Source organism: Streptomyces sp. NPDC048521 (assembly GCF_043199855.1).
GTDB lineage: Bacteria > Actinomycetota > Actinomycetes > Streptomycetales > Streptomycetaceae > Streptomyces.
Window position 1 is genome coordinate 76,285 of record NZ_JBICWR010000001.1, and the last position, 21,594, is coordinate 97,878.

Below are 21,594 nucleotides of genomic sequence, written 5' to 3' on the forward strand. Positions count from 1 at the left end.
ACGGAACCGCTCAATCCCATACGGGACGGTGGTTGGACTTGCGCGTCGGTAGGACGGAGGGTGGACGGCGCCCTTGCGCACACGCACGGGCACCCCTACGGCACCACCCGGAGAAGACCTGATGACGTACGTCGCGGACCCCGCTCGCTACGACGGCACCATGCGCTACCGGCGCACCGGCCGCTCGGGCCTGGATCTGCCGGTCCTGTCCTTGGGCTACTGGCACAACTTCGGCGACGACCGCCCGTTCGAGACCCAGCGCGAGATCGCCCTGCGCGCCTTCGACCTCGGGATCACCCACCACGACCTGGCCAACAACTACGGTCCGCCGTACGGCGCGGCCGAGCTGAACTTCGGGCGGCTCCTCAAGCAGGACCTGGCGCCGTACCGGGACGAGCTGGTGATCTCCACCAAGGCCGGCTGGGACATGTGGCCCGGCCCCTACGGGCAGGGCGGCGGCTCACGCAAGTACGTGCTGGCCTCGCTGGACCAGTCGCTGCGCCGGATGGGCGTGGACCACGTGGACATCTTCTACTCCCACCGGCTGGACGCGAGCACACCGCTGGAGGAGACGATGGGCGCGCTCGACACGGCGGTCCGCCAGGGCAAGGCGCTGTACGTCGGCATCTCCTCCTACGACGCCGAGCGCACCCGGCAGGCGGCCGCGATCCTGCGGGACCTGGGGACACCGCTGCTGATCCACCAGCCGTCGTACAGCATGCTCAACCGCTGGATCGAGACCGACGGCCTGCTGGACGCGGCGCGGGAGGAGGGCTTCGGGGTGATCGGCTTCACGGCGCTCGCCCAGGGGCTGCTGACCGGCCGCTACCTCGACGGCGTGCCGCGGGACTCGCGGGCGGCACGGGGCACGTCCTTCGACCCGGCGTGGCTCACCGACGACATGCGGCGCCGGCTCCGCGCCCTGAACGACATCGCGGCCCGGCGCGGGCAGACCCTGGCCCAGCTGGCGCTGGCCTGGGCGCTGCGCGACGAGCGGGTGACCTCCCTGGTCATCGGGGCCTCGCGCACCGAGCAGCTGGAGCAGAACGTGGCCGCGCTGGAGAACCTTCACTTCACCGACGCCGAGCTGGCCGAGATCGACACGTACGCCACCGAGGGCGGCGTGGACCTGTGGCAGGAGGCGCGCCTGGGAAACCTCCGGTGATCCCTGGCACTCAGTGACACAAACACTCTGGACATAAAGGAAAGGTCAGACATAATGGAAGCCATACGGACCGCGACCTCCCCGAGACCTCAAGGAGCCGCTCCCCGCATGGCCTACGGAGCTCACCACAGCCCCTTCCTGCCTCCCCACCCCGACCTGGGTCTCGCCCACAACTGCGAGCACTGCCTCGGCTGGGGCACCGTCGTCACCCGCGACGGGGAACACGAACTCTGCCACACCTGCCAGCCCGAACCGGGCGACGGCGAGTACGGCCTCGGCTCCGCCTGCTAGAACCGGGCTCCGCCACTTGGCGGCCCTCGCCCCCCAGCCCCCTGCCCGACCAGGGCCCGCGACCCGTGCGATCAACGACGCCGGGTTAGGGTTCTGGCAATGGTTTCACCAAGAAACGTTCAAGCCGGGCAGGGGGCAGTCATGGGCACAGCACGCACGAGCAGTACGCCGTTGCCGGGCATAGGCGTCCGCTACGACCTCACGACGCGCGAGGACCGCCGCCTGTCGGTGGTGGCACACCGCGACGGATCAAGGACGCTCAGCGCCTATCGCGGTGACGATCCCGACGCCTGCGCACTGTCGGTCCGGCTCACCGGCGCGGAGGCGGAGGCGCTGGTGGACGCGCTGATGCCCACGCACCACAGCCCCAACCTGCTGTCCACGACGGAACTGGGCCTGGTCGCCGAGCGGATCGCGCTGTCCAGGTCCTCGCACTGGAACGGGCGACTGCTCGGCGACACCCGGATGCGTACCGAGACCGGCGTGTCGATCGTGGCCGTGCTGCGCCGCGCCGAGGCGATCCCCTCCCCCGGCCCCGACTTCCGGCTGGCCGGCGGGGACACGCTGATCGTGATCGGCACCCGCGAGGGTGTCGACGCGGCCGCCGTGATACTCGGCCGGGAGTGATCCGATGCACTCCTCCGCGGTCTTCCTGATCGAGTTCGGCGCCATCATCCTCGGCCTCGGTCTGCTGGGCCGGCTCGCCGCGCGCCTGCGTTTCTCGCCGATCCCCCTGTACCTGCTGGCCGGCCTGGCCTTCGGCGAGGGCGGGCTGCTGCCGCTCGGCACCAGCGAGGAGTTCGTGGCGATCGGCGCCGAGATCGGCGTGGTCCTGCTGCTGCTCATGCTCGGCCTCGAGTACACGGCCAGCGACCTGGTCTCCAACCTCAAGACCCAGTACCCGGCCGGCCTCGTCGACGCCGCCCTCAACGCCCTGCCCGGCGCCGCGCTGGCCCTGCTGCTCGGCTGGGGCCCGATCGCCGCCGTCGTGCTGGCCGGCATCACCTGGATCTCCTCCTCCGGCGTCATCGCCAAGGTCCTCGGCGACCTCGGCCGGATCGGCAACCGCGAGACGCCGGTGATCCTCAGCATCCTGGTGCTGGAGGACCTGTCGATGGCGGTCTACCTGCCGGTCGTCACGGCACTGCTGGCCGGGACCGGTTTCGCCGCCGGCAGTGCCACACTGGCCGTCGCGCTCGGGGTGGCCGGTCTGGTCCTGCTGCTGGCGGTGCGCTACGGCCGCCACATCTCCCGCTTCGTCTCCACCGACGACCCGGAGAAGCTGCTGCTGGTGGTGCTCGGCCTGACCCTGGTGGTCGCCGGTGTCGCGCAGCAACTGCAGGTGTCGGCGGCCGTGGGCGCGTTCCTGGTCGGCATCGCCCTGTCCGGCGAGGTCGCCGAGGGCGCCCACAACCTCCTCGCACCGCTCCGGGACCTGTTCGCGGCCGTCTTCTTCGTCTTCTTCGGCCTGCACACCGACCCGGCGAGCATCCCGCCGGTCCTGCTGCCCGCGCTCGCGCTGGCCGTCGTCACCACCCTCACCAAGATCGTCACGGGCTACTGGGCGGCACGCCGTGCCGGGATCTCGGCCAAGGGCCGGTGGCGGGCCGGCGGCACCCTGGTGGCCCGCGGCGAGTTCTCCATCGTCATCGCGGGGCTCGCCGTCACGTCCGGCATCGACTCCGACCTCGGCCCGCTGGCCACGGCGTACGTGCTGATCCTGGTCGTCCTCGGCCCGCTGACCGCCCGCTACACCGAACCCCTGGCGCTGCGGCTGACCGGCCGACGCGCCGGACGCGGGGCGCTGGAAGCCGACAGGGGCACCGCCCCGGTCGGCGACCCGGAAGCGGTGCTGCGCGATCAGGACACGGTCGGCCGGGCGTGATCTCGGCCCGGCGCCGACCGGACCGCGTACCGTGTACGCATGTCGCCTCCGCTTCCGGGACCGCTGGCCCATCTGGCGCCGCTGCTCGGCCACTACGGCTACTGGGCCGTAGGGGCCGTGGTCCTCGTGGAGGACTTCGGGGTGCCCGCGCCGGGCGAGACGATCCTGCTCGCGGCGGGGGTGTACGCGGGCGCGGGGCGGCTGGACGTCGTGGCCGTGGCGGGCATCGCGTTCGCCGCTGCCATCGTCGGTGACAACATCGGCTACCTGATCGGCCGGGTCGGCGGGCGGGCCTTCGTGCACCGCTGGGGCCGGTACATCTTCCTCACGCCCAAGCGGTTCGCGGCCGCCGAGGCGTTCTTCGGCCGGCACGGCGGCAAGATCGTGACCGTGGCGCGATTCGTCGAGGGCCTGCGCCAGGCCAACGGCATCATCGCGGGCACGACCGGGATGCGCTGGCGCCGCTTCCTCGCCTTCAACGCCCTCGGCGCCGCGCTGTGGGTCGGCCTGTGGGTGACCCTGGCCTACCTGGTGGGCGATCACATCACGACCGTCTACGACGAGATCAGGCGCTACCAGCTCTACTTCCTCCTCGCCGCCGCCGTCCTGCTCGCGGCGCTCGTCGTACGGCACCTCGTACGACGGCGGCGCGCCTAGGAGTCACTCACGGCTCGCGGCTGTCCGACCGGGACCGGGTGAGGGGCGGGTGGGGGCGCACGGCAGCGGGCCCCGGCCGGAGCCGGGGCCCGCTGCGTGAACGGGGCGCACCTACCAGCGGTACCAGCGGCCGCGCCGGCCTCCGGTCCCGGCCGGGCGGACGAGGAAGCCCAGCAGCCACACCACGAGCACGATCACGGCGATCCACCACAGCGCCTTCAGCGCGAAACCCGCACCGAAAAGAATCAGCGCCAGCAGGAGAACCAGAAGCAAAGGAACCATGTTTATCAACCTCCGGACCTGCGGGTGCCCCCGAATTGCGCGATCACCCCTCGCTTTTTTCGATCGGGCCGGATCCCGCTTTCGGGTTTGGATGGCGGCACAGTGGCAATCCGGATGGCGAACGGATACCGCGACGACGTTGGGATGTGAACCCCATGGCTGGCGACAAGAAGGCCAAGGGCAAGATGGAGCAGGCCAAGGGCAAGGCCAAGGAGGCCGTGGGCCGCGCCGTCGGCAACGAGAGCTTGGAGGCCGAGGGCCGCATGGAAGGCGCGCGCGGAGACGCCCGGCAGGCCAAGGAGAAGACGAAGGACATCTTCAAGCACTGAATCGGTCCGATGTACTGAATCGGGCCGCTATTCGGATTGGGAACGGGTCCGGGAAATGTCGCGTAGCGGATTTCCCGGACCCGTTCCGCTGTGTGCGGGCGGCGGCGACGGACGCGCCTCGCCCGTGCCCGGGGCGTGCCTCTCCCCCGCCGTCACCCCGGCCGGGCGTCTCTCATCAGGACTCCGTGTGCAACCGGAGGATTCCTGGCGGACGTCCCCTTGATCGACGGTCCAGCGGGTAGCCGGAGCAGGACGGCACGATCCCCGTGTTCACGCGAAGGGACCCTGACCCCAGAGGAAAAGGGCAACGAGGTATGGACATCCCGCTCAGGACGCACGCTACGACGCAGGACCGCCCCGCAACGCTGCGCTACAGCCGCACCTGGGACACCGGCGTCACCAGCATCGCCGACGCGAGAGACGCCGTCGCGACCGTGCTCTCCCGGGCGCGGCCCGCACCGGACCGGCGCTCCCTGCAGGATGCCCAGCTGGTCGTCAGCGAACTCGTCACCAACGCGACCAAGCACGCCCCCGGCCCGTGCGCGCTGCAGCTGGAGGTGAGGCCCGACGCGTCCGCGGTGCGCGTCACCGTGACGGACACCTCCACCGACCCGCCCCGGCGGCGCCCTCCCGATCCCCGGCGGGTCGGCGGCCACGGGCTGCATCTGGTGACGATGCTCTGCACCGACCTGGAGGTGACCCGGCTCTCCCACGGCAAGCGGGTCACCGCCACCGTCCCGCTCACCGGCGAACCGGCCCTGTGAGAACGGTGCCGCCGGCGCCTCATCCGACCCGGATGCCCACGATGCAGGTGTCGTCGTCGGTGTCCGACCTGCTGTAGGTGAGCAGCCGGTCCAGCTGCTGGTCCAGGGTGGTGGGCGCCGTGCGCGCCGTGTCCAGCAGGTGGGACAGGGACTCCTCCACCGAGCGGTCCCGGCGCTCGATCAGGCCGTCGGTGTACATCAACAGGGTGTCACCGGCGGCGAGCTGCACCTCGGTCTCCTCGTACACCGCCTCCGGCAGCGCGCCCAGCAGCAGGCCCTTGAGCGTGGGCAGGGCGGTGGCCTCCGCCTCCCGCACCAGCACCGGCGGCAGATGGCCCGCCCGGGCCCAGCGCAGGGTCCGCCGCTCGCCGTCGTACAGGCCGCAGACGGCGGTCGCGGTGACGGCGCCCGTCAGATGGTGAGCGACGATGTTCAGCCACGACAGCAGCTGGGCCGGGCCCGCCCCGGTCACCGCGAGGCCGCGCAGCGCGTTGCGCAGGACGACCATGCTGGTGGCCGCCTCGATCCCGTGCCCGGCGACATCACCGACGCACAGCAGGACCAGGCCGGAGGGCAGCACGACGGCGTCGTACCAGTCGCCGCCGACCAGTTGCTCGGTCTCGGCGGGCCGGTAGCGCACCGCCACCTGGAGGTCGGGCACCCGCAGCGGGGCCTGTGTGGGCGGCATGATGGCGTGCTGGAGCTGCAGGGCCAGCCGATTGCGTTCGTCGGCCTGCTGCTCGGTGTGGGCCAGCTGGTCACGGGTGGCGGCGAGGGCGACCTCGGTCCAGTGCTGGGCGGAGATGTCCTGGTAGGCGCCGCGGACGACGAAGAGCTGGCCGTCGGTGTCGAGGACCGGTTCCGCGACCACCCGCATGTGCCGGGTCACGCCGTCCGGGCGCAGCAGCCGGAACGCGGCGGACGCGGGCCTGCGGTGGTGCATCAGGGTGCGCAGGAAGCGGCGGATGGAGACGGCGTCGTCGGGGTGGGCGTGCGCGGGCAGCTCCTCCAGGGCGACCGGGACGCTGGTGGGCGGGCGACCGTAGAGGTCGAACAGCTGGCCGTTCCAGGTGATCTCGCCGGTGAGCAGGTTCTCCTCGAAGCCGCCGATCCGGCCGAGCCGCTGGGCGTGCTGGAGCAGGCTGGCCAGGCGTGCCGTCTCGTCCTCGATGCGCCAGATGAGCAGCACGCTGGAGCCGTGGCGGCTGACGCTGATGTCCGCGACGGCCGACAGCGGCACCTCGTCGACCAGCGCGGTCAGCCGCATGCGGCGGGCGCGGAACGGCTCGCCCGTGGCGTAGACGCGCTCCACGCGCTGGAACAGCTCGCTGGCGCCCGCGGCCATCGGATAGGCCTCCAGCAGCAGGGCGCCGTTGACGACGGCCCGCGGCCGGCCCGCCGGGTCGAGGAAGCGGCCGTTGACGTGCTCGATGCGGAAGTCCACGAGCTGCCCGGTGTCGTCGAGGTGCGGCACCAGCACCAGGGCGGGGTCGTGCAGCCCGTCGGCCAGGTCCATCAGCTCGACCACGTCGGGCAGCGCCCTGGGCTCCTGTCCTGCCCCCGGCGGCAGCACGATGGTCTCCAGGGTGTGCGCACACAGCTCGGCGAGGGCCTCGACCTGCCGGATCACCGGACGCGACAACGGGTCCTCGGGGCCGGGCCAGGCGATCTCGAGAACGCCGTGGATCCGGCCGCCGGCACCGGCGGGTACGGCGATCCGGGCGCCGTCGGCGTACTCCCGGCGGCCGATCGTCGGCAGCCCGGAGGCGGCGAGCGAGGACAGCCACTGCCCGTCGGGCTCGGTCAGGCCGCGCCGGGCCACGGTGGCCACGTCGGGCGGGACGTACCGCCAGCGGGCCGCCTCGCCCGCCGGGAAGCCCGCGCTGCCCGCGAGGGTCAGCGAGCCGTCCGAACCGGCCGCCCAGATCGCCACGGCCACCGCGCCAAGCGGCCGCAGGGCGTGTTCCAGCAGCGAGTCGGCCATCGCCTGGCTGTCGTCCGCGGCCAGCACCCCGCTCTCGGCGGCGCGCAGCCGTACGGCGGCGGACTCCGCGCTGGGCCCGGCCGGATCGGCGGCGACGGACAGGAACGCCTCGGTCACCTCCGTGACGCGGTCCCGGGCCGCCTGGTTGATGACGTCCACCGCGAACTCTAGCGGGGTCACCTGGGCCTGCTCGGTCAGTTCGGCGAGCTGGCGGGCGGCCTGGGCGGGCCCGCAGCCGAGGCGTTCGACCAGGATGCCCTTGGCCACTTCGATCAGCGCCCGGCCCTCGGCCTCGGCCTGAGCCGCCCGTACCTCACGGCGCAGCCGCTCCACGGTCGCGGCGAGCCTGCCCACCGGCGAGCCGGCCGGGAGGTCGGCCGAGACGATGCCGGGGGACGGGAGTTGGACGGGCACGCCGGCGAGCGCGTCCGGTTCAGTGGGGGGTTCGTGGGTGTTCACCGGGTCCGTACTCCTCGGCCAGCGGACGGGCGGAAGCGCCGTGGTGTCCTCATGCGGGGAGCCAGCGCCGGACGCAGGCGATGAGGTCATGGGTGTCCACCGGTTTCGTCACGTAGTCGCTGGCGCCCGAGGCGAGGCTCTTCTCCCGGTCGCCCTGCATGGCCTTGGCGGTCACGGCGATGACCGGCAGGTCGGCGTACTGCGGCATCCGGCGGATCTCCGCCGTGGCCGTGTACCCGTCCATCTCGGGCATCATCACGTCCATCAGGACGAGTTCGACGTCCGGGTTGTCCATCAGCGTCTCGATGCCCTTGCGGCCGTTCTCCGCGTGCAGGACGCGGAAGCCGTGCAGTTCGAGGATGCCGCTGAGCGCGAACAGGTTCCGGGCGTCGTCGTCGACGACGAGGACGGTACGGCCGCGGGTGTGCTCGTCGATCAGGTGCGGTGCCGTGATCTGCGGTTCGTCGCCCCGGACCAGGGTGAGCACCTCGCCGGGCTCCTCGGCCGACAGGTGCAGCGCGATCCGCTCGCGCAGCTCGTCGAGGCTGAACAGGTACTCCAGCGGGCCGTCCGTGCCGTCGGCGACCTGCTCCGTGCGATGCGAGCTGTGCACCAGGACGGGGACGCTCGCGAGGGCGGAGTCCCCGCGCAGGGCGTCCAGGAAGCGGGCGGACTCCCCGTCGGGCATGCCCAGTTCGACGACGACGCAGTGGCAGGGCTCGGCGGCGAGGGCGCCCGCCGCCTCCTGGGCGCCGACCGCGGTGATGACGTCGACGGGCGCGACGCCCCCGTCGGCGCGGCCGTGCGCGAGGTCCCTGACCACGCTCTCGGCGACGAGCGTGAGCAGACCGCGCGGTCGCTCCTCCACGACGAGCAGGCGGCGCGCGCGCTGCCGCTTGGCGGTGACGAGCGGTGCGCCCACCGCGAGATCGTGGCCGCTCGTGCCGTCCGCCGCCACCTGTTCGGCGGGCTTCGGGACGCTGCGTCCGCCGCGCAGGACCTCCTCGAAGTCCGGCCGGGCCACGGGGAGGAAGAGGGTGAAGGTGCTGCCGTTGCCGGGGGTGCTGTCGACGGTGACGGCGCCGCCGAGGAGGTGGGCGATCTCGCGGGTGATGGACAGGCCGAGTCCGGTGCCGCCGTACTTGCGGCTCGTGGTGCCGTCCGCCTGCTGGAACGCGCCGAAGATGGTCTCCAGTTGCTGTTCCGGGATGCCGATGCCGGTGTCCTTCACCCGGAACGCGACGATCGCGCCGCCGCGCACCACTCCGTCGGGCACCTCGTCGTCGGCGGCGGGTTCGACGCGCAGTTCGACTCCGCCCTGCTCGGTGAACTTCACCGCGTTGGACAGCAGGTTGCGCAGGATCTGCCGGAGCCGGGAGTCGTCGGTGAGCAGGTCGGCGGGGGCGCCGGGAGCCGTGGTGATGGTGAAGTCCAGGCTCTTCTGCGAGGTCATCGGCTGGAAGGTGGCCTCGACGTACTCGATCAGCTGGCGCAGCGAGACCCGTTCGGGCGTGACGTCCATCTTGCCGGCCTCGACCTTGGACAGGTCGAGGATGTCGTTGATCAGCTGGAGCAGGTCCGAGCCGGCGGAGTGGATGATGCCCGCGTACTCGACCTGCTTCGGGGTGAGGTTGCGGGAGGGGTTCTGGGCCAGCAGCTGGGCGAGGATGAGCAGGCTGTTCAGCGGGGTGCGCAGCTCATGGCTCATGTTGGCGAGGAACTCGGACTTGTACTTGGAGGCGAGCGACAGCTGCTGGGCGCGCGCCTCCAGTTCCTGGCGGGCCTGCTCGATCTGCAGGTTCTTCGCCTCGATGTCGCGGTTCTGGTCGGCCAGCAGGGAGGCCTTCTCCTCCAGTTCGGCGTTGGAGCGCTGCAGTTCCTCCTGGCGGGCCTGCAACTCGGCCGAGCGGGACTGCAGTTCGCTGGTCAGGCGCTGCGACTCCTGGAGCAGTTCGTCGGTGCGGGCGTTGGCGACGATCGTGTTGACGTTGACGCCGATGGTGTCCACCAGCTGCTGCAGGAAGTCCCGCTGGACCGGGGTGAACCGGGTGACGGAGGCCAGTTCGATGACGCCGAGGACCTGCTCCTCGAAGACGATGGGGAGCAGCAGCAGGGCGGTGGGCTCGACCTGTCCGAGCCCGGAGGAGATGGTGACGTACCCGGGCGGCAGCTCGTCCACGGCGATGGTACGGCGGCTGCGCGCGGCCTGGCCGACCAGGGAGCGGCCGAAGGGGATGCGGACGGGCCGGGTGTCGTCGTCGGGCCGGCCGTAGGAGCCGACGAGCCGCAGCTCGGGCCCGGAGTCGCCCTCCTCGGCGAGGTAGAAGGCGCCGTACTGGGCGGACACCTGGGGCACCAGCTCGTCCATGATGAGTTCGGCGACCACGGGCAGGTCGCGGTGGCCCTGCATGAGGCCGGAGATCCGGGCGAGGTTGGTCTTGAGCCAGTCCTGTTCCTGGTTGGCCCGGGTGGTCTCGCGCAGGGACTCCACCATGGAGTTGATGTTGTCCTTGAGGTCGGCCACCTCGCCGGAGGCGTCGACGGTGATGGACCGGGTCAGGTCGCCCTCGGCGACCGCGCTGGCCACGTCGGCGATGGCGCGGACCTGCCGGGTGAGGTTGCCGGCGAGTTCGTTGACGTTCTCGGTGAGCCGCTTCCAGGTGCCGGAGACGCCCTCGACCTCGGCCTGGCCGCCGAGCCGGCCCTCGGTGCCCACCTCGCGGGCCACCCGGGTGACCTCGTCGGCGAACGCGGACAGCTGGTCCACCATCGTGTTGATGGTCGTCTTCAGTTCGAGGATCTCGCCGCGCGCGTCGACGTCGATCTTCTTGGACAGGTCCCCCTTGGCCACGGCCGTGGTCACCAGCGCGATGTTGCGCACCTGGCCGGTGAGGTTGTTGGCCATGGAGTTGACGTTGTCGGTGAGGTCCTTCCAGGTGCCGGCCACGTTGGGCACGTGCGCCTGGCCGCCGAGCCGGCCCTCGGTGCCGACCTCGCGGGCCACCCGGGTGACCTCGTCCGCGAACGCGGAGAGGGTGTCGACCATGGTGTTGATGACGTCGGCGAGGGCGGCGACCTCGCCCTTGGCCTCGACGGTGATCTTCTGCGAGAGGTCGCCCTTGGCGACGGCGGTGGCGACCTGGGCGATCGAGCGGACCTGTCCGGTGAGGTTGGAGGCCATCACGTTGACGTTGTCGGTGAGGTCCTTCCAGGTGCCGGCGACGCCGCGCACCTGCGCCTGGCCGCCGAGCCGGCCCTCGGTACCGACCTCGCGGGCCACCCGGGTGACCTCGTCCGCGAACGCGGACAGCTGGTCCACCATCGTGTTGATGGTGTTCTTCAGCTCCAGGATCTCGCCCCGCGCGTCCACCGTGATCTTCTGCGACAGATCACCCTGCGCCACCGCGGTGGCCACCTGGGCGACATTGCGCACCTGCGCCGTCAGGTTCCCGGCCATGAAGTTCACCGAGTCCGTCAGGTCGCGCCAGGTGCCCTTGACGCCCTTGACGTCCGCCTGACCGCCGAGCCGGCCCTCGGTACCGACCTCTCGCGCCACCCGGGTGACCTCGTCCGCGAACGCGGACAGCTGGTCCACCATCGTGTTGATGGTGCTCTTCAGCTCCAGGATCTCGCCCCGCGCGTCCACCGTGATCTTCTGCGACAGATCACCCTGCGCCACCGCGGTCGTCACCTGGGCGACATTGCGCACCTGCGCCGTCAGGTTCCCGGCCATGAAATTCACCGAGTCCGTCAGGTCGCGCCAGACACCGGCGACACCGGGCACCTGCGCCTGACCCCCCAGGCGGCCTTCGGTGCCGACCTCGCGGGCCACCCGGGTGACCTCGTCCGCGAACGCGGACAGCTGGTCGACCATCGTGTTGACGGTCTCCTTCAGCTGAAGGATCTCGCCGCGCGCGGGGACGTCGATCTTCTGGGACAGGTCGCCTTTGGCCACGGCGGTGGCGACCTGCGCGATGTCCCGTACCTGCGTGGTGAGGTTGCCCGCCATCGCGTTGACGGAGTCGGTCAGGTCGGCCCAGGTGCCGGAGACGCCCGGTACCTGTGCCTGGCCGCCGAGGGTCCCCTCGGTGCCCACTTCCCTGGCCACGCGGGTGACTTCGGAGGTGAAGACGGACAGCTGGTCCACCATGCCGTTGAACACGGTGGCGATGTCGCCCATGAGCCCGGTGGAGTCGTCCGGCAGCCGGGTGCCGAAGTCCCCGTCGCGCACTGCGGTCAGCCCCGCGAGCAGTCTTCTCAGTTCGTGGTCACCCGGGACCGCGTCGGTCGTCCCGGTCGCCTTGCCGGCCATGCGCACCCTCGTTCCGCTCCCCAGGAGCCCTCGTGCGGAGGGCTCGGAACCATTGCCGGGCACGCGGCCTGACCCGGCGTTTGGTGTGTGCATTTCCGCAGTTCACGGATTTGCATGATGAGAAAAATACGCCGCAGGCTAACCCACGCTCCGGCCTTGGGACAAAGCAATCGGCCAACCCCTCGACGATCATGAAAATCACCTGGGGCGGCAGGCATGAGAACGGATCAGCCGGGTAGACGGAGCAGTTTGGCCAAGGGTCCCGGCAGCGGTCCCCCGGCATCCCTCCCGATGTTCGTCCGGGCCCCGCCGTCCGGGCAGTCCGGCGGGTTCTCCCCGTCCACCACGAACTCCAGCAGCACCGGCCCGCGCAGGGCGAGCACGTCGGCCCAGACGGAGGCGACGTGCCGCGGCCGGTCGCAGCGGACGGCGGGCAGGCCCGCGAGGCGGGCCCAGTCGGCGTACGGCATGGCGGGGACCTCGGCGGAGAGCGGGACCAGGGGGTCACCGGCCGCGGCCCGGCGCCGCCAGGTCAGCCGGTTCAGGTCGCCGTTGCCGAGGACGCAGAACACCAGCGGGGACGCTCGGCCAGCCGCTCCAGACGGCGGCGGACGGTGATGAGCTCGTTCGGACCGCCGCTCTGGAAGGCCCCGTCGCCGACGAGGGCGATCACCGGCCGGTCGGGGGCGGCGAACCGGGCGGCGACGGCGTAGGGGACGGCCGCGCCGGGCACGCCGAGGTGGCCCGACAGCAGGGAGCGCATGCCGTTGCGGAGCCGCAGATGGCGGGTCCACCAGTCCAGCGAGGTGCCGCAGTCGGTGACGACGACGGCCCGGTCGGGCAGCCGCTCGGACAGCTCGGCGACGACCGAGCGCGGATTCACCGACGTACCGAAGAAGCGGTTCGCCTTGCTCTGCCCCTCGGCCCGCCAGGCCCGCACCGCCTTCTCGACCTCGGTGCGCCACGTCCGGTCGGTGGCGCGGTGCAGCAGGGGGATGAGCGCTTCGAGCGCCGCGGTGACGCCGCCGGTCACCCGGATGGCCGGAAACCCGCGGTCCAGCGGGCAGTCGGCCGGCTCCGGGTCCACCGTGACGACGCCGCACCGGTCGGGGTCGGGCACCAGGGCGGGGTCCGCGGACGTTCACCACGGCGACCTCCTCGACCGGCACACCTGTCCGGGGCACCGGGTAGCCGTGCGCCGACCCCCGCAAACGGCCCCCGGCGTCCGGTGCGCGCGGCCGTCCGGGTCGTTTCGGGCGCGCGGAGCCGGGGCACCCGTGCCAGGCTCGGAGGAGAGCACCGGGAGTGAGGGACCCAGCACCGGGCGGAAGGCGAGCAGGCAGTGGCGGTGTCCGAGGAGCGGCGGTCGTCGCGGCGCGCAGGGCAAGGCGAACGCCTGGTGACCGCGCTCGACCAGCGGCTGCCGGTGTCCTCCGCCGGGCGAGGAGTTCCTGCGCAAGGCATTCCCCGACCACTGGTCGTTCCTGCTGGGCGAGTTGGCCCTGTACAGCCTCCTCGTGCTCGTGCTGACCGGCGTCTACCTCACGTTCTTCTTCCACCCGGACATGGCCGAACGGCCGTACACCGGCTCGTACCTGCCGCTGCGCGGCACGATGACCTGACCAGCAGGCCGCCGCGCACGTCGAAGCTGATGTCCAGCGCCGACGCGTACGCCTCGGTGCCTGGGCGCGGCGGCCGTCTCGGCGTACGCGGTACTGCTGCCGGCGGGCGGGCAGGACGTGGACGCTGTTCCTGCTGGCCCTGCTGGAGGGCTTCAGCCGTTCGGGTGCCGCCCCTGACCTACCACGCCACCAAGCGGGCGTGTCTGGGGCTCCAGGCGGCCGACCGGCGCCGGCTGCTGGACGGCGAGCCGACGGCGGAGGTGCGGCGCACCGCCGGCGGCGGCTACGAGGAGGCGCACACGCTGCTGTCCCGCGAGGAGGCCTACCGCATCCTCGTGCGCGACACCCCCCGGCCGCGTGCGGAGGGCACGGAGGCCTGGCGCTGGTTCCACCGGCACCGGCTGCGCAACGCCCTCAGCCGCTGGTACGTCGGCAAGAGCGTGGAGATGCCGGCCACCGCCTGGCAGAAACGCCGCGTGGAGTTCGTGCGGGCGGCACCGGGCGAGGTACCCGGGGGCGGCGAGAAGTCATGAGCGAGGAGGTACGGGATGAGCGGCGATGAGGACCGCGGCGGTCTTCTGTACGGCCCCCAGCCGGACGTGGCCGGGGCCTCCGGCTATCCGTCCGCCCCGCCGCGGATGGGCTTCTTCACCGACACCTCCGTGTGCATCGGCTGCAAGGCGTGCGAGGTGGCCTGCAAGGAGTGGAACGCCGTCCCGGAGGACGGTCTCGAGCTGACCGGCATGTCCTACGACAACACGCAGGGGCTGGGCGCCGACTCCTGGCGGCACGTGGCCTTCATCGAGCAGCGGGGACCGTTCGGCGGCGGGCCGGAGCCCGGGATCGCGCACCCGGACCACGAGGACTTGGACGTGTTCACGGCCGCCTCCCGCCTCGGCACCGACGCCGGGGCACCCGGCCCGGGGGCCCCCGCTGCCCCGCCGGGCGGTGCGCCCGAGGGCGCGGCCGACGAGCGGATCTCCCCGGTCTCCCCCGACGGCCGCACCGAGCTGCGCTGGCTGATGTCCTCGGACGTGTGCAAGCACTGCACGCACGCGGCCTGCCTGGACGTGTGCCCCACCGGCGCGCTGTTCCGCACCGAGTTCGGCACGGTCGTCGTCCAGGAGGACATCTGCAACGGCTGCGGCTACTGCGTCCCCGCCTGCCCGTACGGCGTCATCGACCAGCGCAAGGGCGACGGCCGGGCGTGGAAGTGCACCCTGTGCTACGACCGGCTCGGCGTCGGCATGGAGCCCGCCTGCGCCAAGTCCTGCCCCACGGACTCCATCCAGTTCGGCCCGCTGGAGGAACTCCGCGAGCGGGCGCAGGCCCGGGTGGCGCAGCTGCACGCGGCCGGCGTGACCGACGCGCGCCTCTACGGCGAGAGCCCGGACGACGGGGTCGGCGGCGACGGGGCGTTCTTCCTGCTGCTGGACGAGCCCGAGGTCTACGGACTGCCCCCGGACCCGGTGGTCACCACCCGTGACCTGCCCGACATGTGGCGGCACGCGGCGCTGGCCGCCGTCTCCCTGGCCGCCCTGGCCGTCGGCAGCTTCGTGAGGAGGCCGCGATGAGGCTCGGCAGTGTCCCGAGGAGGAGCGCGAGGAGGCCGAGATGACCGGATCCGATGTCACCCGCGAGGGGGTGCAGGGGGCGCGGCCCGGCCGGGAGGCGTCGACGGGCGCTTACGCGGGCCGTCGCCGGCGGCGGCGCGGGCGGGGCGAGCAGCCGATGGTGCCGGACGCCGCGTTCTCGTCGTACTACGGCAAACCCGTGCTCAACAAGCCGACGTGGAAGCCCTTGGACATCGCCGGCTATCTGTACCTGGGTGGTCTGGCCGGTGCGTCCTCGCTGCTCGCGGCGGGGGCCGAGGCGACCGGCCGGCCCGCCCTGGGCAGGCCGGCGAAGCTGGGGGCCGCCGGGGCCATATCGCTGTCGCTGGCGGCACTGGTGCACGACCTGGGGCGGCCCGGCCGTTTCCTGAACATGCTCCGGGTCTTCAAGCCCACCTCCCCGATGAGCGTGGGCTCGTGGGTGCTGGCCGGTTACGCGCCGCTGACGCTGGCCGCCGCGGCGACGGACGTGGCCGGCCGGTACCGGCGCGTGGGTTCGGCGGCCACGGCGGCCGGCGCCGTCCTCGGTCCGGCGGTCGCGACCTACACGGCGGTGCTGCTCGCGGACACCGCGGTGCCGTCCTGGCACGAGGGCTACCGGCAGCTGCCGTTCGTCTTCGCCGGCTCCGGTGCGACCGCCGCGTCCGGGCTCGCCCTGGTCACCGCCCCGGTCGGCGAGGCCGGACCCGCCCGCCGGATGGCCGTGCTGGGGGCCGCGCTGGAGCTGGGTGCCTTCCGGCTCATGAAGCGGCGCATGGGCCTGGCCGCCGAGCCCTTCGAGCAGGGCGGGCCGCACCGGACGCTGCGGGCGGCGGAGGCGCTGACCGCGGGCGGGGCGGCGCTGGCCGTCCTGTCGGGGCGGCTGCGCGACCGGCGCCTGGCCGTGGCCGCGGGCGCGGCTCTGCTGACCGGCTCCGCGGCCCTGCGGTTCGGGGTCTTCCACGCGGGAGTGGCCTCGGCCGAGGACCCCAAGTACACGGTGGTGCCGCAGCGGGAGAGGGTTCGGGCGCGCGACCGTTGACGCCCTGCGGGGTGTCTCCCTCTCCCCGCCCTGGTCGAGAAGACCCCATGGCCGGATCCCGCGCCCCGTGGTCGCCGCCGGGTAGGTCCGGGGTGTGCGCCGCGGCCGAGGGGTGGCGAGGCGGGCCCGGGCGGCGCCGTCGATGTCCGGGTGCACCGACACCGGGACGGCTTCGCGCGGTCCGTCCCGGATCACGGTGGCGAAGGAGGCCCGGCAGTCGGCGAGGTCGAAGCGACTCGGTCGCGCATCACCCCGGCGCATATGACGATGGTCCCGGTGACCGCGAGGAGGACGCCCGCGATCCACAGGTCGTGCCGGCGCCCGGCGAGTGCTCGGTGTCGGCCATCGGCGGGTAGGAGAACCAGCCGTCGGCGTGCGCCCCGGTGGGCGCGGCGAAGCCGGCCAGCATGGTGAGCGCGCCGAGCACGTACAGCCAGTGGCCGAGCAGGGTCAGCCGGGGCAGCGCGATCCCTGGGGCGCCGATCTGCAGAGGGACCAGGTGGACGCCCATGCCGATCGCGAACGGGGTCATGACCATGTAGATCATGCCGGAGCCGTGGATGGTGAACAGCTGGTCGTAGACCGGCGCGGTGAGGAAGGTCTCCTCGGGCTGGGCCGGCTGGCCGCGCATGAGGAGCGCGAGGACGCCCATGACCAGCAGCAGGGTCAGCGACCACACCTGCCGAGCCCGTTTGGGCGCGAGGACCGCGGGTACCCCGCGGCTCAGTGCGGCGAGAGATGCCGTGGCCGCGAGGCTGCGGGACAATGAGGGGACCGAGCGGGAGGAGTGGCCGTGGGCGTACGCACCTGGATCGATTCCTGGCCCGTCTACCGCCAGCTCACCGGCACGGACCCGCTGGGCCGGGGCGCCGCGGCGAAGAGCGCACGCAGCGAACGGCTCCAGCCGCGCGTCGCCACCGCCGACCGGGTCGTGAAGTCCGTCTGCCCGTACTGCGCGGTGGGCTGCGGCCAGAACGTGTACGTCCAGGACGAGCGGGTCACCCAGATCGAGGGCGACCCGGACTCCCCCATCTCGCGCGGCCGGCTGTGCCCCAAGGGCGCCGCGAGCCTGCAGCTGACGACCGGGGACGCCCGCGAGCACCAGGTCCTCTACCGGCGCCCGCACGGCACCGAGTGGGAGCGGCTGGACCTCGAGACCGCGATGGACATGATCGCCGACCGGGTGATCGAGTCGCGCCGGGCCGGCTGGCAGTGGGAGGTCGACGAGACCCGCACCCGGCGCACGCTCGGCATCGCCAGCCTGGGCGGGGCCACGCTCGACAACGAAGAGAACTACCTGATCAAGAAGTTGTTCACCGCGCTCGGAGCGATCCAGATCGAGAACCAGGCGCGCGTTTGACACTCCTCCACCGTTCCCAGTCTGGGAACCTCGTTCGGCCGCGGCGGCGCGACCACCTTCCAGCAGGACCTGCAGAACGCTGACTGCATCGTCATCGAGGGCTCGAACATGGCCGAGTGCCATCCGGTCGGGTTCCAGTGGGTGATGGAGGCCAAGGCGCGGGGCGCGAAGGTGATCCACGTCGACCCGCGGTTCACCCGCACCAGCGCGCTGGCCGATGTGCACGTGCCGCTGCGCGCGGGCACGGACATCGCCTTCCTCGGCGGGATCATCAACTACGTCCTGCGACAGGAGAGGTACTTCCGCGACTACATCGTGGCCTACAGCAACGCCCCGGTGATCCTGCGCGAGGACTTCCGCGACACCGAGGACCTGGCCGGTGTCTTCTCCGGCCTCGACACCGACAGCCGAAGCTACGACAACACCAGCTGGCAGTACGAGGGCACCGAGACGCAGGCGGCCTCCGGCGAGCGCGACCAGGAGTACGAGCAGCGCACCGGCGGCGGGAGTTCGGTGACCGAGGCGGCACGCGGCGAGGCCCACGGTTCGGGCGGGGCGGTGATCGGCGAGGGCGAGCCGGAACGGGACGAGACGCTGACCCACCCGCGCTGTGTCTTCCAGGTCCTCAGGCGGCACTACGCCCGCTACACGCCGGAGCTGGTCGAGCAGGTCTGCGGAGTGCCGCGGGAGCTGTTCCGGCAGGTGTGCGAACTGATCACGGAGAACTCCGGGCGGGACCGGACGACGGCCTTCGCCTACGCGGTCGGCTGGACGCAGCACACCGTCGGCGTGCAGTACATCCGCGCGGCGGCCGTGCTGCAGACCCTGCTCGGGAACATCGGCCGGCCGGGCGGCGGCATCCTCGCGCTGCGCGGGCACGCCTCCATCCAGGGCTCCACGGACATCCCGACCCTGTTCAACCTGCTGCCCGGCTACATCCCGATGCCGCACGCGCACCAGAACCAGGACCTGGAGGCCTTCATCCAGGCCGAGGCGGCCCACAAGGGCTACTGGGGCAACATGCGCGCCTATCTGGTGAGCCTGCTCAAGGCGTACTGGGGTGACGCGGCGACCGCGGACAACGACTTCTGCTTCGACTACCTGCCCCGGCTGACCGGCTCCCACTCGGCGTACGAGACGACGATGGCCCAGCTGGAGGGCGTCTGCAAGGGCTACTTCTTGGTCGGCGAGAACCCGGCGGTGGGCAACGCCAACTCCAAGCTGATGCGGCTCGGCATGGCGAACCTGGACTGGCTGGTGGTCCGCGACTTCTCGCTGATCGAGTCGGCGACCTGGTGGAAGGACGGCCCCGAGATCGAGACCGGGGAGCTGCGCACGGAGGACATCCGTACCGAGGTGTTCTTCCTGCCGGCCGCCGCGCACACCGAGAAGGACGGCAGCTTCACCAACACCCAGCGGCTGCTGCAGTGGCACCATCAGGCGGTCGAGCCGCCGGGCGAGGCGCGCAGCGACCTGTGGTTCGCCTACCACCTGGGGCGGCGCATCCGGCAGAAGCTGGCCGGGTCCACCGACGAGATGGACCGTCCGGTGCTCGACCTGGCCTGGGACTACCCGGTCAAGGGCCGGCACGGCGAACCGGACGCGGAGGCCGTACTCGCCGAGATCAACGGTCACGACGCCGAGGGCAGGCCGGTGTCCTCCTACGAGGAGCTGAAGCCGGACGGCTCGACGGCCTGCGGCTGCTGGATCTACTGCGGGGTCTACGCCGACGGCGTCAACCAGGCCGCCCGCCGCAAGCCCGGCCGGGAGCAGGACTGGGTGGCCGCCGAGTGGGCGTGGGCCTGGCCGGCCAATCGCCGCATCCTCTACAACCGCGCCTCCGCCGACCCGCAGGGCAGGCCGTGGAGCGCACGCAAGGCGCTGGTGTGGTGGGATGCGGACAAGGGTGAGTGGGCCGGGCACGACGTGCCCGACTTCAAGAAGGACAAGTCACCCGACCACCGGCCGCCCGAGGACGCGACCGGTCCGGAGGCGCTGTCGGGCACGGACGCGTTCATCATGCAGGCCGACGGCAAGGCCTGGCTCTACGTGCCGTCCGGGCTCACCGACGGCCCCCTGCCGGCGCACTACGAGCCCCAGGACTCGCCGTTCGCGAACCTGGTGTACGAGCAGCAGCGCAACCCGGTACGGCAACTGCTGCCCCCGCACCCGGACAACCGCTACCAGCCGAGCGGGGACGAACCGGGCTCGCAGGTGTTCCCGTACGTGGCCACCACCTACCGGCTCACCGAGCACCACACCGCGGGCGGCATGTCCCGCTGGCAGCCGTACCTGGCCGAGCTGCAACCGGAGTTCTTCTGCGAGGTGTCCCCGGAACTGGCCGCGGAGCGGGGCCTGGAGCACACCGGGTGGGCGACGATCGTCAGCGCGCGGGCCGTGATCGAGGCACGGGTGCTGGTCACCGACCGCATGACGCCGCTGACCGTGCAGGGGCGCACGCTGCACCAGGTGGGCCTGCCCTATCACTGGGGCCCAAACGGCTACACCACCGGGGACGCGGCCAACGAGCTGCTGCACCTGTCCCTGGACCCGAACACCCATATCCAGGAGACGAAGGCGTTCGCCGTCGACATCCGTCCGGGGCGCCGGCCCCGGGGTCCGGCCTCCGTGGAGCTGGTGCGGGCGTACCGGACCCGGGCGGGTATCGACGAGCACACGGGCACGGAGCCCTGAGTCCCTCTACCTGAGCACGATCGAATGGCTCCCGCGCGCCACCAGCTCCCCCACCACCGGCGCCCCGGGTACCTCGCCGGCGACGAGCAGCCCGCCGGAGGTCTGCGCGTCGGCCAGCAGCAGGCGGGTGTCGGCGTCGGTGTCGCCGAAGTCGGTGTGGGGCGCCACCCATGCGAGGTTGCGCCGGGTGCCGCCGCTGACGTACCCGTCCCGGACTGCCTCCCGGGCTCCGTCCAGGTAGGGGACGGCGGCGGTGTCGACGACGGCGGTGACGCCGGAGGCGCGGGCCAGTTTGTGCAGATGGCCGAGGAAGCCGAACCCGGTGACGTCGGTGGCGCAGCCGGCCCCGGCGGCCAGCGCCGCTTCGGAGGCCTCCCGGTTGAGAGCCGCCATCGTGGCGACGGCCTGCTCGAACCGCTCGCCGGTGGCCTTGTGCCGGTTGTTCAGGACGCCGAGGCCCAGCGGTTTGGTGAGGGACAGGGGCATCCCGGGCCGGCCGGCGTCGTTGCGCAACAGCCGCTCGGGATCGGCGACACCGGTGACCGCCATGCCGTACTTGGGTTCGGGATCGTCGACGCTGTGCCCGCCGCCGACGTGGCAGCCCGCCTCCGTGGCGACGTCCAGTCCGCCGCGCAGCACCTCGCGGGCCAGGTCGAACGGGAGCCGGTCACGCGGCCAGGCCAGGAGGTTGACGGCGAGCACGGGCCGGCCGCCCATGGCGTACACATCGGACAGGGCGTTGGCGGCGGCGATGCGCCCCCAGTCGTAGGGGTCGTCCACGACCGGGGTGAAGAAGTCGGCCGTGCAGACGATCGCCGTTCCCCGGTGCGTGACCACGGCCGCGTCGTCGCCGGTGGCGAGTCCGACGAGCAGCGGGGTGTCGCCCCCGGCGAGCGGTGGCACGGTGAGCCCGGCGACCACCTCCTCCAGCTCGCCCGGCGGGATCTTGCAGGCGCAGCCGCCGCCGTGGGCGAACTGCGTGAGCCGTACGGACGCTTGGCGGGTCGGTGTCATGCCGGTCTCCTGGGGCAGTAGCCTGACGAGCGGTGGAGGCGTGTGGGTGCCTGGTGGCCCTCCCGGTCTTCAAAACCGAGGTGCCCGAGGATCTCGGGCAGGCAGGTTCGATTCCTGTCCGCCTCCGTTCACCGCGTCCGTG

General features: G+C 72.2%; 18 protein-coding genes, 1 tRNA gene and 1 pseudogene. 13 read left to right on the forward strand and 7 right to left on the reverse strand.

Annotated elements, in window-relative coordinates; all coding sequences use genetic code 11:
• Nucleotides 1-121: 121 nt before the first annotated feature.
• The 5 genes from mgrA (at nt 122) to ACGFRF_RS00400 (ending at nt 3,998) form a co-directional block, all read left to right on the forward strand.
• Nucleotides 122-1,165 (forward strand): L-glyceraldehyde 3-phosphate reductase, encoded by a 1,044-nt coding sequence (gene mgrA, locus ACGFRF_RS00380; protein WP_393735649.1) that lies wholly within the window; start codon nt 122-124, stop codon nt 1,163-1,165.
• A gap of 108 nt (nt 1,166-1,273) precedes the next feature.
• Entirely contained in the window at nt 1,274-1,456 is a 183-nt protein-coding gene (locus tag ACGFRF_RS00385; protein WP_393735651.1) for a hypothetical protein, read from the forward strand.
• Nucleotides 1,457-1,597: 141 nt separating this feature from the next.
• Nucleotides 1,598-2,083, forward strand: coding sequence for a cation:proton antiporter regulatory subunit (locus ACGFRF_RS00390; RefSeq protein ID WP_393735653.1), 486 nt, complete (start codon nt 1,598-1,600; stop codon nt 2,081-2,083).
• 4 nt (nt 2,084-2,087) lie between these two features.
• Nucleotides 2,088-3,341, forward strand: a complete 1,254-nt coding sequence (locus ACGFRF_RS00395; protein WP_393735654.1) for a cation:proton antiporter — start codon at nt 2,088-2,090, stop codon at nt 3,339-3,341.
• 39 nt (nt 3,342-3,380) lie between these two features.
• Complete coding sequence (locus ACGFRF_RS00400) at nt 3,381-3,998, forward strand: DedA family protein (protein WP_393735656.1); 618 nt, start codon at nt 3,381-3,383, stop codon at nt 3,996-3,998.
• Between the two features lie 111 nt (nt 3,999-4,109).
• Here ACGFRF_RS00400 and ACGFRF_RS00405 read toward each other — a convergent pair whose 3' ends face one another.
• Complete coding sequence (locus ACGFRF_RS00405; protein ID WP_393735658.1) at nt 4,110-4,280, reverse strand: hydrophobic protein; 171 nt, start codon at nt 4,278-4,280, stop codon at nt 4,110-4,112.
• 155 nt (nt 4,281-4,435) lie between these two features.
• On the opposite strand from ACGFRF_RS00405, the gene ACGFRF_RS00410 reads away from it, so the two are divergent.
• Nucleotides 4,436-4,609, forward strand: a complete 174-nt coding sequence (locus tag ACGFRF_RS00410; protein ID WP_393735660.1) for a CsbD family protein — start codon at nt 4,436-4,438, stop codon at nt 4,607-4,609.
• Nucleotides 4,610-4,923: 314 nt separating this feature from the next.
• Nucleotides 4,924-5,373, forward strand: coding sequence for an ATP-binding protein (locus ACGFRF_RS00415; RefSeq protein ID WP_393735662.1), 450 nt, complete (start codon nt 4,924-4,926; stop codon nt 5,371-5,373).
• Between the two features lie 19 nt (nt 5,374-5,392).
• On the opposite strand, the gene ACGFRF_RS00420 is transcribed toward ACGFRF_RS00415, so the two are convergent.
• The 4 genes from ACGFRF_RS00420 to ACGFRF_RS00435 all read right to left on the reverse strand — a co-directional run bounded on the left by ACGFRF_RS00420 (nt 5,393) and on the right by ACGFRF_RS00435 (nt 13,248).
• Nucleotides 5,393-7,816, reverse strand: a complete 2,424-nt coding sequence (locus ACGFRF_RS00420; RefSeq protein WP_393735664.1) for a SpoIIE family protein phosphatase — start codon at nt 7,814-7,816, stop codon at nt 5,393-5,395.
• Nucleotides 7,817-7,865: 49 nt separating this feature from the next.
• Nucleotides 7,866-12,128 (reverse strand): HAMP domain-containing protein, encoded by a 4,263-nt coding sequence (locus ACGFRF_RS00425; protein WP_393735666.1) that lies wholly within the window; start codon nt 12,126-12,128, stop codon nt 7,866-7,868.
• A gap of 227 nt (nt 12,129-12,355) precedes the next feature.
• Nucleotides 12,356-12,700 carry a hypothetical protein gene (locus tag ACGFRF_RS00430; RefSeq protein ID WP_393735668.1) on the reverse strand — a complete coding sequence of 115 codons (345 nt, stop codon included), beginning with the start codon at nt 12,698-12,700 and terminating at the stop codon, nt 12,356-12,358.
• Complete coding sequence (locus ACGFRF_RS00435; protein WP_393735670.1) at nt 12,670-13,248, reverse strand: thiamine pyrophosphate-dependent enzyme; 579 nt, start codon at nt 13,246-13,248, stop codon at nt 12,670-12,672. Before ACGFRF_RS00435 ends, ACGFRF_RS00430 begins: the two co-directional genes overlap by 31 nt.
• Nucleotides 13,249-13,476: 228 nt before the next feature.
• Here ACGFRF_RS00435 and ACGFRF_RS00440 point away from each other — a divergent pair.
• From ACGFRF_RS00440 to nrfD, 4 genes and pseudogenes are all read left to right on the forward strand, one after another.
• Nucleotides 13,477-13,738, forward strand: a pseudogene (locus ACGFRF_RS00440) (ubiquinol-cytochrome c reductase cytochrome b subunit); the annotation flags it as partial.
• Nucleotides 13,739-13,914: 176 nt separating this feature from the next.
• Nucleotides 13,915-14,283 (forward strand): hypothetical protein, encoded by a 369-nt coding sequence (locus tag ACGFRF_RS00445; RefSeq protein WP_393735672.1) that lies wholly within the window; start codon nt 13,915-13,917, stop codon nt 14,281-14,283.
• A 15-nt stretch (nt 14,284-14,298) separates the two neighbouring features.
• Nucleotides 14,299-15,324 (forward strand): 4Fe-4S dicluster domain-containing protein, encoded by a 1,026-nt coding sequence (locus ACGFRF_RS00450; protein WP_393735674.1) that lies wholly within the window; start codon nt 14,299-14,301, stop codon nt 15,322-15,324.
• 40 nt (nt 15,325-15,364) lie between these two features.
• Nucleotides 15,365-16,384 carry an NrfD/PsrC family molybdoenzyme membrane anchor subunit gene (gene nrfD / locus ACGFRF_RS00455; RefSeq protein ID WP_393735675.1) on the forward strand — a complete coding sequence of 340 codons (1,020 nt, stop codon included), beginning with the start codon at nt 15,365-15,367 and terminating at the stop codon, nt 16,382-16,384.
• Between the two features lie 247 nt (nt 16,385-16,631).
• On the opposite strand, the gene ACGFRF_RS00460 is transcribed toward nrfD, so the two are convergent.
• The gene (locus ACGFRF_RS00460) at nt 16,632-17,150 is read right to left on the reverse strand and encodes a cbb3-type cytochrome c oxidase subunit I (protein WP_393735676.1); all 519 of its coding nucleotides are present in this window, start codon (nt 17,148-17,150) and stop codon (nt 16,632-16,634) included.
• A gap of 27 nt (nt 17,151-17,177) precedes the next feature.
• Here ACGFRF_RS00460 and fdh point away from each other — a divergent pair, with 27 nt between their 5' ends.
• Complete coding sequence (gene fdh, locus ACGFRF_RS00465) at nt 17,178-20,438, forward strand: formate dehydrogenase (protein ID WP_393735677.1); 3,261 nt, start codon at nt 17,178-17,180, stop codon at nt 20,436-20,438.
• A gap of 6 nt (nt 20,439-20,444) precedes the next feature.
• Here the strand turns inward: fdh and selD are convergent, their stop codons facing one another.
• Nucleotides 20,445-21,452, reverse strand: coding sequence for a selenide, water dikinase SelD (selD, locus tag ACGFRF_RS00470; RefSeq protein ID WP_393735679.1), 1,008 nt, complete (start codon nt 21,450-21,452; stop codon nt 20,445-20,447).
• A gap of 34 nt (nt 21,453-21,486) precedes the next feature.
• Between selD and ACGFRF_RS00475 the strand changes: the two genes are divergently transcribed.
• A tRNA-Sec gene (locus ACGFRF_RS00475) sits at nt 21,487-21,579 on the forward strand.
• Nucleotides 21,580-21,594: the final 15 nt, after the last annotated feature.

Excerpts from the sequence above, each read along its gene's own strand:
- ACGFRF_RS00395 (WP_393735654.1), top strand. The coding sequence starts at position 2,088 with ATGCACTCCTCCGCGGTCTTCCTGATCGAGTTCGGCGCCATCATCCTC.
- ACGFRF_RS00400 (WP_393735656.1), top strand. The coding sequence starts at position 3,381 with ATGTCGCCTCCGCTTCCGGGACCGCTGGCCCATCTGGCGCCGCTGCTC.
- ACGFRF_RS00410 (WP_393735660.1), top strand. The coding sequence starts at position 4,436 with ATGGCTGGCGACAAGAAGGCCAAGGGCAAGATGGAGCAGGCCAAGGGC.
- nrfD (WP_393735675.1), top strand. The coding sequence starts at position 15,365 with ATGACCGGATCCGATGTCACCCGCGAGGGGGTGCAGGGGGCGCGGCCC.
- ACGFRF_RS00450 (WP_393735674.1), top strand. The coding sequence starts at position 14,299 with ATGAGCGGCGATGAGGACCGCGGCGGTCTTCTGTACGGCCCCCAGCCG.
- ACGFRF_RS00415 (WP_393735662.1), top strand. The coding sequence starts at position 4,924 with ATGGACATCCCGCTCAGGACGCACGCTACGACGCAGGACCGCCCCGCA.
- ACGFRF_RS00390 (WP_393735653.1), top strand. The coding sequence starts at position 1,598 with ATGGGCACAGCACGCACGAGCAGTACGCCGTTGCCGGGCATAGGCGTC.
- ACGFRF_RS00425 (WP_393735666.1), bottom strand. The coding sequence starts at position 12,128 with ATGGCCGGCAAGGCGACCGGGACGACCGACGCGGTCCCGGGTGACCAC.
- ACGFRF_RS00385 (WP_393735651.1), top strand. The coding sequence starts at position 1,274 with ATGGCCTACGGAGCTCACCACAGCCCCTTCCTGCCTCCCCACCCCGAC.
- ACGFRF_RS00405 (WP_393735658.1), bottom strand. The coding sequence starts at position 4,280 with ATGGTTCCTTTGCTTCTGGTTCTCCTGCTGGCGCTGATTCTTTTCGGT.
- selD (WP_393735679.1), bottom strand. The coding sequence starts at position 21,452 with ATGACACCGACCCGCCAAGCGTCCGTACGGCTCACGCAGTTCGCCCAC.
- mgrA (WP_393735649.1), top strand. The coding sequence starts at position 122 with ATGACGTACGTCGCGGACCCCGCTCGCTACGACGGCACCATGCGCTAC.